The following is a 13,436-nucleotide window of genomic DNA, read 5'->3' as shown; positions in this document are numbered from 1 at the left end:
CGATCATGGAATTTCACGATTTCGGGCTAGCGGGTGCCATCGTCGTTCGGCCGCGCATTCTTGCCGATATACGCGGCTCCTTCGTGAAGGCCTTTCACGCGCCGAGCTTCGCCGAACGCGGAATGCGGACCGATTGGCAAGAGGAGTTCTACTCGGTGTCGCGACGCGGCGTTATCCGTGGATTGCATTTCCAGACACCTCCTGCAGCCCACGCCAAATTCGTCACCTGCCTGGCTGGAGAGGTGATCGACGTGGCGGTGGACATTCGGCGGGGCTCGCCTACCGAGGGGCGGGTGTGCAGCGTGAAATTGGACGAGCAAGACGGGCTCGGCCTCTATCTCCCCAGCGGGATCGCCCACGGCTTCCAGTCGCTGAGCGATACGAGCACCATGCTATACAAGGTCACCAGCGTTCATGCGCCGCAAAACGATGCGGGGATCGCCTTCGACAGCATCGGCTTCGACTGGCCGATCGCCGATCCGGTGGTTTCCGATCGCGATCGCCAACACCCCGCGCTTTCCGATTTCGCCAGCCCCTTCACCTTCGACGCGGCGGATTCCTCCTCGTGAGGCGTGCTCTCGTTACCGGAGCCACGGGCTTCATCGGTGGACGCCTGGTGGATACGCTGGTTAGCGGCGGATGGGCGGTCCATTGCCTGTGTCGGTCGGGAAGCGACACCCGGTCGCTCGACCCCCGGGCGGTCGTCCACCGGGCGCAGGCGCAGCCGGACGCGATCGACGAGGCAATGCGCGAAGCGAAGCCTGACATCGTCTTTCACCTCGCGTCGCTCTATCTGTCAGAACATGAGCCGGCGGACGTGGAGCGCCTTATCGCATCGAACGTCTTGTTCACTGCCATGCTGGCCGAGTCCATGTGCGCAGCCGGTGTTACCCGGATGGTCAACACCGGCACGGCTTGGCAACGTTTCCGCGTGACCGACCCGGGTGATTTCAACCCGGTCAATCTCTATGCCGCCACGAAACAGGCCGCCAGCGACCTGCTTCGTTATTATCATGATGCCCGTGGGCTCTCGCTCGTGACGCTGGAGCTTTTCGACACCTACGGCCGTGGTGATCCGCGACGCAAGATCGTGCAGCTGCTGGTCGATGTGGCGAAATCCGGGGATACGCTGGGCCTTTCTCCCGGCGAGCAGGTCATCGACCTTACGCATGTCGACGATGTCGTGGATGCTTTCGTGTTGGCCGCCGGGCGTCTGTTCGACGACGACCGGCCACGCAACGAGCGCTTTCTCCTGTCCGGCGAGCGTGCGACATTGCGCGATCTCGCCCGGTTGGTGGGGGATACGCTGGGGCGACCGATGAATATCGATTTCGGCGCGCGACCTTATCGTGCTCGCGAGGTGATGGAGCCGGTCGTTTCCGGTCCCCAGGCAAAACTGCCCGGCTGGCATCCGCAACGCTCTCTCGTCAAAAGTCTGCCCGAACTGGCCGGGCCGGACTGAACAGGCGCGCGGCCCACGCCAGAACATCGCACCATGCCCCCGACCGGTTTTCTTCGCGAGCCCACGACGCTTCTGTTCCTGGCCAGATTGCGCGCCAACTCGGCCGTGGTTGTCGGCGGGCTCGCCCAGATGCTTCAGTACGGATCCGGCCTGATCCTGTTGCCGCTGGTCGTGACTCGTCTTTCCGCTCCGGAAGTCGGCATTTGGTACATTTTCATCGCCCTTCAGGGTCTCGTCGCGCTCGCCGATTTCGGATTTCAACCGACCTTCGCGCGCAGCTTCTCGTCGGCCTATGCCGGCGCGAGAACGATCGAGCGACACGGCCATGCCGAAACCACGGGCGAGCCCAATCTGCCGCTTGTCATGGAGGTGCTCCGTTTGTGCCGCCGCTTTTACGCCCTTCTCGCGGCGGGCGTGGTAGTGCTCATGACGCTGATCGGCGTCTTCTATCTTCCGGAGGTCGTCCGCGGCGCCGTTCCCTTCGCCGAAGTGGCGCAGGCATGGATGGTGTTTTCGCTCGGCACCGCGCTCATGCTGTACTTTTCCTGGAATGCGGGTTTCCTCCTGGGAGCAGGACGGGTGTCGTCGACCTATTGGGGGCAGATCGCCAGTCGCGGGGGGTTCGTACTGATCGGAGGCGGGGCGTTGCTGCTCGATTGGGGCTTGATGGGTCTTGCCGTGGGGAACCTCGTTTCGGTTCTTCTCGCGCGCGTGATCCTGCAGTTTCGACTGCTGCCCCTGCTCCGCGCGTTGAACATCGTCCCCGCACCGGGCGCGGCGAATAGCAAGGCGCTGTTCAAGGCCTTGTGGCCGAACGCCTCGAGGATGGGGATGGTCTCGCTCGGGGGATTTCTGATCACGCGGCTGAACGTGCTCGTGGCATCCGCATTCTTCAGTTTGGAAGTCGCCGCCAGCTATGCAGTGACGCTTCAATTGTTGACCGCGGTTGGATCCGTCTCGCAGCTCCCGATCAACGTTGCCGTTCCCGAGATGGTGCGTATGCGCGTGCAAGGGAACCGTGATGGTCTCCATCGGACGTGGCTGATCCGGCAGGCGGCTCTGCTTGCCTTGTTCGTAACCGGTGTGGCGTTCGTGGCATTCGCCGCTGAATTCCTGCTGGCCTCCGTGGGCAGCAGTGTCGCGCTGCTACCTTTGCCGCTGATTCTGCTTATGGGGATGGTTCTACTGCTGGAGACCAACCACGCCAGTTGCGCGCTCGTCATAACCACCGGCAACACCGTTCCTTTCGTCAAGGCGGCGCTCTTGTCCGGGATTGCCGTAGCCATTCTCTCGATCGCGGGCGCGTGGGCCGGCTTGGGGGTGGCGGCGCTAATCCTGGCACCGGGGATCGTCCAGCTTGCCTATAATAACTGGAAATGGCCGCTGCTTCTTTGGTCAGAGCTCAAACCATGACCGCTTTCGTTGCATCCGACCCTTTCGCCGCGATTTCCGGCGTGCCGTCCGAGCTCGTCTGGGAGAAGGGCGGATCGGGTTCCCTGCCGCGCGCGACTATCGCCATCCCGACATACAGGCGCTTCGACACTCTTGTCGAAGCGATCGCCAGCGCGCTGGCCCAGACGGGCGTCGAGCCACCCGATGTCGTGATCGTCGACAACGAAGGACATGGCGGTAAGCCGGCCGCCATACAGAAACGGCTGGAGGAAGCGGGCGACTGTCGTGTCCGCTATTTCGTAAATGCCGAGAACCTGGGCATGTTCGGCAATTGGAACCGTTGCATTGAGCTTTCGCGAACGCCGTGGCTGACAATCCTCAACGACGACGATCTTCTGCGCCCGTCCTTTCTGGAACGCAGCCTGGCGGCTGTCGCCCGGTTGGGCGCGCCGGATGGAATCGTCTGCCGCAAGGGGGTACGCGACCGTCGCGCCAACCCGTGTCCGGCTAGACCTCCCAGCGCCCGGCAGCGTCTGAACAAGGCGATCGGGCGGGCGCTCGAACGGACGGCATTTCGCAACGGTGTCCTAAAAGTTGATGCGAGGCGGCTCTTCTTCGGAAATTTCATCGGCAACGGTGCGGGATTTCTTTTTCGCCGGGAGGCCGCATTCGAGCTGGGTGGGTACGATCCGGACGAATGGCCTGCGGCGGATTTCCTGTTTTACGTCCGCATGGCGCGCGCGGGTGGGCTGTTCCTGCTGGACGAGGAACTTGCCGATGTCGGCCTTGGCGACAACGAATCCCTTTCGTACGACGTGTTGTTTCGTTTCGTCACGCAACTGCATACGAATCGAATGGACATGGTGGGTGAAGCCGTACCGGCTAACTGGGCATCCATGACGCCTCAGCTCGCATCCAACCACGCTCTGCAGGCGGAACGTGCGTGGGGCGTGTCGCTCGACCGGGAGGCTTTGGAAATCGCTCTCGGCGGCATCAGGCTACCTGATCCCGATACCCGGCGCGAGGCTCTATGGCGCCTGCGGCACGGGGCCTTCTGAAGCCGATTCCGATTGGCCTTCGATCTCGCGCGGCTCTTATGCAAGCGGTCGTCGTCTCGGTTAGGAACCATCGCCAGGATCGCTATTCGACTCCCAGGCATCGACTTATCACGCCTCGTTAGAGATCATTCTCCAGGATCGGCGGTAACGGGGAATCTTGCGCCAAGCCGTCGACGAATGCGAGCTGGCGCGGAAGACAAACATCCTTCAGATCGTAGCGCTCGACGGCCGTAGAACGGGCGTTTTCCGACAGACGCCGACGCAGCGCGTCGTCGGCCAGCATCGCAGCTCCTTGATCGGCCAGTGCGACCGGATCGAAGAAGGGAAACAGCATGCCGTTCTCGCCATGTTGAATCACCTCGCGCAGCGGGGCGGTGTCGCTGGCGAGAATGGGGGTGCCCAGCGCCATCGCCTCGAGGAGCGACCAGGATAGAACGAACGGATAGGTCAGATAGATGTGCAGGCGGGAAATCGATAGGAGTTCGAGAAAGACCGGGTATGCAAGCGAGCCGGCGAAGTGGACCCGGCTCATATCGAGCTGATCCTTCACCTCGCGCAGAAAGATGTCCCGCCAATTGCTTCCTTCGGGCGGACGCGCGCCATAGCCGGTGCCGTTGTTTCCGATAATGAAGACCCGCGCGTTCGGCCGCGCGCGCAGGAGCGCGGGAAGAGCGCGCATGAAGATGTGATATCCGCGATAGGGCTCGAGATTGCGGGCCACGAAGGTGATCACTTCGTCGTCGCGCGTCACGCTCAGCCCGTTTCCCGTGGTGATCCTTCCTGTGGTGATGGGGCGGATCGTGCGGGTATCGATCCCGTCGTGCACGACGGTTATGCGATCGCGGAAGCCGGCGGGATAGGTGCTTTTCTGGAATTCGGTCGGTGCAAGACCGCGATTGGCCATGGAGAAATGAAGCTTCTGCGGCAACCCCTTGAGCTTCAGACGGATATTGCGTGCCTCCTGGTCGTCTCCCAGGGGAAATTCGGGATCGAAATCCGCGTCCCCGCCCGCCATCGCGTAGAAATATTCGCAGTAGATCGCCAGACGCGCCTGCGGCCAGACGTCCTTCAAAAACAGGGAGTCGCCCCATCCCGGGTGCGCCAGGATCACATCGGGTTCAAACCCCGCGGCGCGCAGTTCCAGCGCGGTCCGGAATGTCGCCTCGCCCCGGATCAGCTTGGTTTCGAATTCCTGGGCCCAGGACAGCTGCGAGCCGGTGCCGATCCGCGGCGTGGAGCGATGGATCTCCACTCCATCCATAGGCTCTGACTGGTTCATGGCGAGCGCGACCACGCGATCGCCTCGTGCGACCAATGCGGGGGCGAGATGTTTGAACTGTCCGGGGAAATTCTGGTGGACCAGTAAAACGTTCACGCTGCCGATCATCCCTTCTCTTCGATCGTTCGGCGTTCACTCGCGGAAAGCGGTCTCCTTCAGACGAGTGAACGGCGTGAGGAAATAGCTCAGGATCGACCGTTGGTCGCCTATCAGATTGACGTCCGCGACCATGCCGGGGGTGATCGGGAGCCTCTGTCCGGCCGGAGATAGCAGCGTGTCGGTTTCGGTCCTGATGCGTACGGTATAATAAGGTTCGCCGGTCTGCTCATCGACGATGGCGTCAGGAGAAATCCCGACCACCCGGCCCTCCATTCCGCCGTAGATCGAATAATCGTAAGCCGTTATCTTCACCAGCGATCGCTGTCCGGCTCGAACGAAGGCGATATCCGAGGGGCGCACCGAAGCCTCGATGGTGAGCCCGGACTGGGACGGAACAATCTCCAGGAGCGGTTCGCCGGGGCGAGCGATTCCCCCTACCGTGTTGATCAGCACGCGGTTCACGGTTCCGGCGAGCGGGCTGCGGACGACAGTGCGGTCGAGCCGATTGGCAAGTGCAGGCTGCGCTTCGCGCCGACTGGCGGCCTCGGCCTGAGCCGCCGCCAGTTCCGCACCCGCATTGGCCGTCCAGTCCTGTCGGGCCTGAACCAATGCGGCCCGCGCTTCGGCGACGGAGGATTGCGCGCGCGAAATCGCTGCCGAGGCAGCCACCGCCTGGCTCGAACTTACATTCGCCTGACGCTCGGCCTGAAGCAGGCTCATCTGCGGTTCGATCCCGCTCTCCACGAGAGGGCGCAGAAGGGAAACCTGTTGCTGCGCGGAATCTCGTCCGGCAACGGCGGCGGCGCGGTTCGCCTCGGCCTCGTTCACGGCGCGCTGGGCCTGCACGAGGCGCGCGCGCGACGCTTCCATGACACTCGCGAGATCGGCTTGCCGAGAGCGGTACAAGGACCGTTCGATCTCGATTTGCTCCTGCACGGCTCTGTTCTGCGAACTGGCAAAACGCGGCTCCCTGCCCGTCACCTCGGCGGTCAACCGCTCGATCTTGGCATCCAGTGCAGCCAGCGAGGATTGACCGACGGAATAATCGCTTTCGGCAATGGTCGGATCGAGCCGGAGAAGGGGCTGGCCCTCGCGTACCGTATCGCCGGCACTGACCAGAACACGTCCGACGATCCCGCCTTCGAGATTGGAAATCCGCTGCAACTGCGCCGTCGGGACCACTCGGCCGGTGGCATGCACCGTCCGGTCGATGTTCGTCAGCGCGGCCCAGAGGATAAGTATCGCAAAGAAGCCGAGCGTCCCCCAGAGCATGTAATTCGACATGCGGCGCGGCCGCAGCCACCCGGTCTCTTCGGCGCTTTTCTTCGTCTCGAAATCGGTCTCGGTCGCAGTGGTCGTGGAGAATGGGTGGGGCGCGTTCATCTCATGCGGCCTGTGGCTTGGTGATGGCGCGAAGGACATCGTCGCGTTTGCCATCGGCGTGAAGTTTGCCGTCGGCGATGATGACGACCCGTTCCACCAGGCGCAACAGGGAGATGCGGTGGGTGATGACCATCAGCGTCCGATCCGACAGTTCCGGCGACAGCCTTTCGATCAGGCTGTTCTCGCTTTGCATGTCCATGCCGCTGGTCGGTTCGTCAAGGATCATCATTTGCGGCGACCCCGCCAGCGCACGAGCCAGTGCGATACCCTGGCGCTGTCCACCCGAGAGGCTCTCGCCCCGGTCTGCAAGCCTGAGATCGTAGCCGTTCGCGATCCTGCCCACGAATTCGTGGGTTCCGGTGATCTTCGCGACCCGCAGAATTTCCTCGTCGTCGATCCCCGGCCGTCCCAGCGAAATGTTCTCGCGAATGGTGCCGGACAGAAGCACGCTTTCCTGCATGGCCGTACCGATCGCCTTGCGCAGGGAAGCCGGATCGATTTGGCGTACATCCGTTCCGTCCAGCAAGACCAGCCCGTCTGACGGATCGTAAAGCCCCAGCGCCAGGCGGGCGAGCGTCGACTTGCCGGATCCTATCCGTCCCAGCATGCCGACCCGTTCGCCGGGACGGATCGTCAGATTGATCCCGGACAGGGCATCTTCCTTCGCGCCGGGGTATCGGAAGGACACGTTGCGGAATTCCAGGAGACCTTCGATCCGGGCCGGTTTGAGGAGATTCGGCAAATCCGCCTCTCCTTCTTCCTCCATGAACGGACGAAGGGTTCGGAAAGCCGTCTTCGTCGCCGAGAGGCGCGAAAGCAGTTGCGCGATCTGCGAAAGCGGCGCGATCGCGCGGCTGCCGAGAAGGGAACAGGCGATCAGTCCGCCCATGGTGAGGTCGCCCGATTCGATCAGGAACACACCCAGGACGATCGAGCCCGTGTAGGAAAGCGTGGTGGCCGAATTGGCCATGTTCATGCTGAAAGCGGAAAGAAGGCGCTGCCGCGTGGCCATGTGCGAAAAATTGTCGATAGCGGAGAGCCAGCGCTGCTTGAGAATGCCCCCGGCGCCGGTAGCCTTGACCGTTTCCAGCCCGCCAATGGTCTCCACCAGGACCGATTGTTTTTCCAGTCCGTGATTCATCGCATCGGCGGCAAGGCGATCCATCGCCGGAAAGGTCACGATGCCGGCGATCACCACCGCCGGAACCGCCAACAGCGGAACGATGACCATCCAGCCGCCGATCAAACCGATCACCGCGAGGGTAAGGAAGATGAACGGAACGTCGACGATGGCGACCAGCGAGGCGGAGGCGAAGAAATCGCGCAATGTCTCGAGTTCGCGCATCGTGCCGGCAAGCGCCCCCGTCGAGCCCCGGCGGGACGCCATCCGCATAGCCATCAGCCTTTCGAACGCAACCTCGCCCACCGAGCGGTCGACGTTCACGCCGGCGATATCGACGAAATAGGCCCGCAAGGTCCGCAAGACGAAATCGAACACGATGATGATGCCCATCCCGATCGCCAGACCGATCAGGGAAGACGTCGCATTGTTCGGCAGGACCCGGTCGTACACCGTCATTGTGAACAGCGAGGAGACGAGCGCGAACACGTTGATCAGCGCCGCGGCGATCATGACCTTGGTGTAATTGTCGCGGTTCTTGATCATGGGCTCGAGCAGCCAGCGCGCGAATGGGCGCCGTGCCGAAGAGAACATCTGGGAATCGGTCATCGATCAGTCTCGAAGCGTGTAGTTCGGAATTTCGAGCGTCTCCAGCAACGCTCCGGTGCGTGCGAGCAGGACATACCTGGCCGCATCACGCTGGGCGAGCGCCTGCATATAGCCTGTCGCGGCGGAGTAGAAAGTATCGCTGGCCTCGATGACATCGAACAATGTCCCGCGAGAATAGCGAAATCGCTGGACGGTCGCGTCCCGGGTTTGCCGCGTGGCGATATAGGCCAATCGCAGAGCTTCGAGCTGACGCTCGAACGACTGCAAGTCGCTATAGGCCGTCGCCGCATCGCGACTGCTTTCTTCGCTGATGCGCCTGGCCCGAGCATCGAGCGCATCGGCGTGGGCCTCCGCCGCCTTGGCGCGCTGGGGCAAGCCGCCGAACAAGCGCTGGCGCAAAGTGACCCGCGCAACGACATCGTAGTCGTGCCGATCCTCGATGAGACCGTAGCGTCCCGCGTTGACCGATGCTCCCACCGACGGCAGCAGATCCTTGCGCGAGGCCCTCGCATCGTAACGTGCGGCCTGTGCCTGCAGCCGGGCTGCGCGAGCCTCCGACGTTTCCTGCGCCGCTGCCCGAACGATCTCGACCGAAGCGGGGATCCGTCCGAGTTCGGGGGCGCGCAGCAGTCCTTGCGGCGGTTCGACCCCCGTCAGTTCGCGATAGCGCGCTTCGGCCGAATCCAGTTGCTGCTGGAAGCGTGCCGCCCGGATATCGAGCTGCGCTATCGAGTTTTCGACGAGGGCCGCGTCGACCTGCGCCGAGGCGCCCTGTTCGATGCGATCCGCGATCGCGGCTCGTGCACCGGCCTGGCTGTCCCGATAGGCCCGCGTGAGCGCCAGAATGGTGCGCAAGGAATAAACGTCGTACCAGGCGGCAATGGTGTTGAGGGCGACCTGCTCCGCAGCACTGTCGACCCCTAGGGCCGCTGCGCGCAGGCGTACGCCGGCGGCATGGATGCGGTTGGACGTTGCGCCGAAATCGATCAGCAGCTGATTGACGGCCGCGAGGTAATCGAACCGTCGATCGGGCCGGGTCCGCTCGACGATATTGTCGATCTGATCACCTTCGAATTGACGATCGATGACCTGGAAGCCGACGATATTGACCTCGGCCGATGGCAGCAGTGCGGCTTCCTGCTGATAGAGCGCGTACTGGGCCTCCGTCGCGAAGCCGCTGGTCTCGTCCAGGGCCGGATGCAGGGCCACCGCGTTATGGACCAGCTCCAGGAATTCTTCCCTCGGCGCCATGGTGAAAGCGGTCCGCAGGACGGGGTCGGCTTCGGGATCGATCGCCAGAGGCTGGTCGCTGGGGGCGGGCAGCACGGTCGGTGAATCGCCTCCGGGCACGGGCGTCGGAAAAGGCAGATCGACAATCCTGTCGGAAGCAGGCCGGTCGAGGTCCGGGCCGAGCCCCGGCAAATCAATGCCGGTGTCCCGGGCCGGAGAGTCCATCGGATAGCCGCGGTCGGGCGTATCGATCGTCACGGGTGGCACTTCGGTCGAAGTGACCGGCGGAGGCGCGGGATTTTCCGCCGAGGCCGGCGGTTGGATAACGATCGGGGGAGTCGGTTGCGCGGCGATCGAAAGCGGCGCGCCGCCTGCCGCGATTGCACATGCGGCCAAGCCGATCGCACGCCGCCCCGGCGATACGCGCAGGCGTGCCGACGCGACCCAATCGCACGGAAACGGTTTCGAGGAATGGCGGATGCGCATGGGCCGGGGTCGTCGTCTATGAAAGGGTTGGTGGACGAAGCCGGAGCACCTGGCATCGAACGGCTGCACGCTCCCTTAACTGGGAACGAGGGCGCTGTCCACGGGCGCAAGTCGACGTGCAGCGGCTACCGCCAACAAAAAAGGGCCCCCGGATGGGGGCCCTTTCTCTTGTTCCGGTCCGGAAAGCCGAGGCTTACGGGGTCGGGATGGTGCCCGCCGGGGTCAGGACGAAGTCCGCCGCCGTCACGGCCGTGCCCGGCTGAAGCTGAGCGAACAGCTGGGCAGCGCCGACGCCGGTGCCATCGGCATCGTAGAACATCTGGCCGGTCGCCTGATCGTAAAGGATCTGCGGGCCGGCAGCAGTTGCTTCACGGCCGTTGACGAACTCGCTGGCTTCGAAGCTCGCACCGAAGTCGAAGGTTCCACTGTCGAGCGAGATGCGGTCGGAACCGCTTGCGAAGTCGACGATCACGTCCGCATTGGTGGTCCCGGTGTTCGCGAAGTGGAACGTGTCCGCTCCGCCGAGGCCGGTCAGACGGTCGTTGCCTGCACCACCGACCAGCACGTTGTTGCCCTGGTCGCCCGAGATCGCGTTGTTGCCGCCATTGCCGACCAGCGTGATGTTGGTGGCAACGCTCTGGTTGGCGGACACGAGGTTCTCGACGTTGGCGCCCAGAACGTAGCTGGCGCTGGTGTAGACCGTGTCGTTGCCTGCGCCAGCAGCTTCGTTGATGACGTCGCCCACAGCTGCGGCCGTGGTCGTGCCAGCGAAGTTGCTGCTGAACACACGATAGATATCGTCGCCCGCACCACCTTGCAGCGTGTCGCCGTCACCGTTCACATCGACGCCGCCGGCACCGTTCAGGGTGTCGGCTCCGGCACCGCCGGTGATCGTCTGAACGCCGTTGTTGCCGGTGAGGTAGACGCCGCCATCTTCGGTGGTGTTGATCGCAGTGACCGAAGCGCCGTTGCTGACGGTGATACCGCCGCCCGCATCGCCGTTGTAGGTCACCGTGTTGGCACCCTGGTTGTCGTTGATGATCGCACCGTCGGTCGCCACCAGATAGGTGTCGGCACCGTCACCACCGGACAGGGTGTCCGCGCCGCCGCCACCGGAGATGGTGTCGCCAGCGGCGGTGCCGATGATTTCCTGCGCCAGCGCGTTGCCCGTGATGGTCACAGCGGCACCCGCGCCGGAGCCGTCGATCGTCTCGACATAGGCACCGTCGGTAAGCGTGTAAGTGGTCACGCCCGCGCCGAGCTCGGCCGTGTCGTCGCCACCATTCTCGCTCTCACGGATGATCTCGTTACCGGTGGCGATAATGTAGGTATCGTCGCCGGCAAGGCCGATCAGCGTGTCGAAATCGGTGCCGTTGTCGCCGCCACCCGCAAGGGTGTCGTCGCCGGCCGCGCCCACGATCTGGTTGGCGATGGCACTACCCGTGAGGGTGTAGTCCGTCGTCGAGGCAGCGGAGGCAACCGTCAGGTTCTCGATGAAGTCGCCCCCGGCTGCAACAGCGTTCGCCGCCAGCGAATAGCTCGCGCTGGTGAAGATCGTGTCGTTGCCACCGGCGTTCGTGGCGGCATTGTAGGTGATGGTGTTGGCACCCGCATCGCGCAAGAACGTACCTTCGCCGACCACGTCGCTCTGAGCGTAGACCCGGTAGATATCGTCTCCGGCACCACCCCGGAGCACGTCGGCATTGGCCGTCGTGCCGCGGTCGCCATCGAGGATGTCGTTTCCGCCCGCACCGTAGATCGTCTGCGACGCGGTGTTACCCACGAGGTACACGCCCGGGGTGTTCGCGGCCGTGCCGTTCAGATCGAGGTTGGAGGCGACGTTGAAATACGGAGCCGGCGTGATGGAAACGCCAGCCGCGAGAACGGAAGCCGACGTGGTGTTCGCCAGGTTGAAGCCGCCCGTGGTACCGGTGAAGACGACGGTGTTGCTGCCGGACGCATCGGTGACGGTCTCGCCATCCATGTCGACCAGCAGAACGTCATCGCCCGCGCCGCCGACCAGCGTGTCCATGCCGGCGCCGCCCTCGAGGGTCTCGCTGCCGCCCGCACCATTGATCGTCTGACCGAAATTGTTGCCGACGACGTGCTGGTTGGCGTTCGCGTTGATCACCTCGATCTCGAGATCGGCCATCGAGCCGCCGTTGAAGGTGGTGAAGTTGTAGCCAGCGGCGCCCGCGACGAAGTTAACGGTGTCCGTGCCGCCGGTTTCCTGGCCGATGACGGTCAGCGTGGTGTCGGGATCGCCCGCTGCGGCACCCGGCACACGACCGATGACATAGGTATCATTGCCGCCGAAGCCGTTGAGCGTGTCCAGACCGCCACCACCGGCGAGGGTGTTGCTGCCCTGGTTGCCGGAGATGATCTGGTTGTCGGCCGCACCGGTCAGCGAGAGCGATTCGCTGCCCGCCTGGTTCTGGGCCGAGAGGTTCTCGATGCCCAAGGTCCCCAGGGTGTAGCTGGCCACGGCCAGGCCCTGCGCGTTGAGCGAGCTTGCGGAAACGAACACGATGTCGTTGCCGGTAGAGCCAGCCTCGCCGGCCACCACGTCATTCGGGTTCGAGATCAGGAAGGTATCGTCGCCGTCAAAGCCGAAGAGCACGTCGCCGGTGGTCGCGTCGGTGTTGCGACCGCCGATCAGGACGTTGTCGCCGGCAGTGCCAACGATTTGCTGCGCGAATTCGTTGCCGGTGAGATTGATATCGACGTCCGCGGTCGTGTTGAACGCGCCGTTCACGCTGGCTCCGCCGGCCGTGCCGGTCGGTGCGGCGGCATAACCGAGCGATTCGACCTCGGCGTTCGCGTTCAGCGTGAAGCTGCCCGAAGCAAAGACCAAGTCAAAGCCGCCGCCGACGGCTTCGGTGATGCCGTCACCAGCCACGACGTAATAGACGTCGTCGCCAGCGCCACCGGCCAGGGCATCGGTGCCCGCACCGCCGACGAGGGTGTCGTTGCCGGCATTGCCGAAGATGGTGTCGTCGCCGGCGAGACCGTAAAGAAGGTCGTTGCCGCCGTTACCGGTGATGGTGTCGGCATCGGCCGAACCCACCAGGGTATCGGCGTTGTCTGAACCGCGAATATCAGCCATTCTAAGAACTCCTAGTGAACATTAAGCGAATTACTGGACGGCCCGGACGGCCGAAACTCTAGAGGCCCACCTGACCCGATGTACCGGGCCGCGGCGAGCGTCTTCATGATCTGTGGTTAAATCTTTCGATCTGCTTGTAAATTTCCCCGCGGAACGCGAGAGCGTTCACTCTCCTTACAACCCCATTTTCAATAGATGGCGCGATGCTTATC

Annotated in this window: 9 protein-coding genes; 4 read left to right on the top strand and 5 right to left on the bottom strand. The window is 63.5% G+C overall.

Features of this window, described 5'->3' with window-relative positions; genetic code table 11:
• The first annotated feature begins 5 nt into the window (after positions 1-5).
• Genes rfbC through ACGHN1_RS00515 form a run of 4 tightly spaced genes read left to right on the top strand, consistent with a single transcriptional unit; the run spans position 6 to position 3,912 of the window.
• Positions 6-569 (top strand): dTDP-4-dehydrorhamnose 3,5-epimerase, encoded by a 564-nt coding sequence (gene rfbC / locus ACGHN1_RS00530; RefSeq protein WP_390547395.1) that lies wholly within the window; start codon positions 6-8, stop codon positions 567-569.
• Entirely contained in the window at positions 566-1,462 is an 897-nt protein-coding gene (locus ACGHN1_RS00525) for an NAD-dependent epimerase/dehydratase family protein (RefSeq protein WP_390547394.1), read from the top strand. The genes rfbC and ACGHN1_RS00525 overlap by 4 nt, the downstream gene beginning before the upstream one ends.
• A gap of 33 nt (positions 1,463-1,495) precedes the next feature.
• Positions 1,496-2,875, top strand: a complete 1,380-nt coding sequence (gene wzx / locus ACGHN1_RS00520; protein ID WP_390547392.1) for an O-unit flippase-like protein — start codon at positions 1,496-1,498, stop codon at positions 2,873-2,875.
• Positions 2,839-3,912 (top strand): glycosyltransferase family 2 protein, encoded by a 1,074-nt coding sequence (locus ACGHN1_RS00515; protein ID WP_390547390.1) that lies wholly within the window; start codon positions 2,839-2,841, stop codon positions 3,910-3,912. The genes wzx and ACGHN1_RS00515 overlap by 37 nt, the downstream gene beginning before the upstream one ends.
• Positions 3,913-4,030: 118 nt before the next feature.
• Here ACGHN1_RS00515 and ACGHN1_RS00510 read toward each other — a convergent pair whose 3' ends face one another.
• From ACGHN1_RS00510 to ACGHN1_RS00490, 5 genes are all read right to left on the bottom strand, one after another.
• Complete coding sequence (locus ACGHN1_RS00510; RefSeq protein ID WP_390547388.1) at positions 4,031-5,299, bottom strand: glycosyltransferase; 1,269 nt, start codon at positions 5,297-5,299, stop codon at positions 4,031-4,033.
• A gap of 24 nt (positions 5,300-5,323) precedes the next feature.
• Positions 5,324-6,673 carry an HlyD family type I secretion periplasmic adaptor subunit gene (locus ACGHN1_RS00505; protein WP_390547386.1) on the bottom strand — a complete coding sequence of 450 codons (1,350 nt, stop codon included), beginning with the start codon at positions 6,671-6,673 and terminating at the stop codon, positions 5,324-5,326.
• A gap of 1 nt (position 6,674) precedes the next feature.
• A complete protein-coding gene (locus ACGHN1_RS00500; RefSeq protein ID WP_390547384.1) occupies positions 6,675-8,402 on the bottom strand; it encodes a type I secretion system permease/ATPase in 1,728 nt (575 codons plus the stop codon).
• Between the two features lie 3 nt (positions 8,403-8,405).
• Positions 8,406-10,028, bottom strand: a complete 1,623-nt coding sequence (locus tag ACGHN1_RS00495; RefSeq protein WP_390547382.1) for a TolC family protein — start codon at positions 10,026-10,028, stop codon at positions 8,406-8,408.
• Between the two features lie 283 nt (positions 10,029-10,311).
• Positions 10,312-13,224 carry a beta strand repeat-containing protein gene (locus tag ACGHN1_RS00490; RefSeq protein ID WP_390547380.1) on the bottom strand — a complete coding sequence of 971 codons (2,913 nt, stop codon included), beginning with the start codon at positions 13,222-13,224 and terminating at the stop codon, positions 10,312-10,314.
• Positions 13,225-13,436 lie beyond the last annotated feature (212 nt).

Origin of the sequence: Qipengyuania sp. MTN3-11, from assembly GCF_042851825.1 — a bacterium.
GTDB lineage: Bacteria > Pseudomonadota > Alphaproteobacteria > Sphingomonadales > Sphingomonadaceae > Qipengyuania.
Note: the sequence above shows the minus strand (reverse complement) of the source record. Positions and strands in the feature narration are given on the sequence as shown.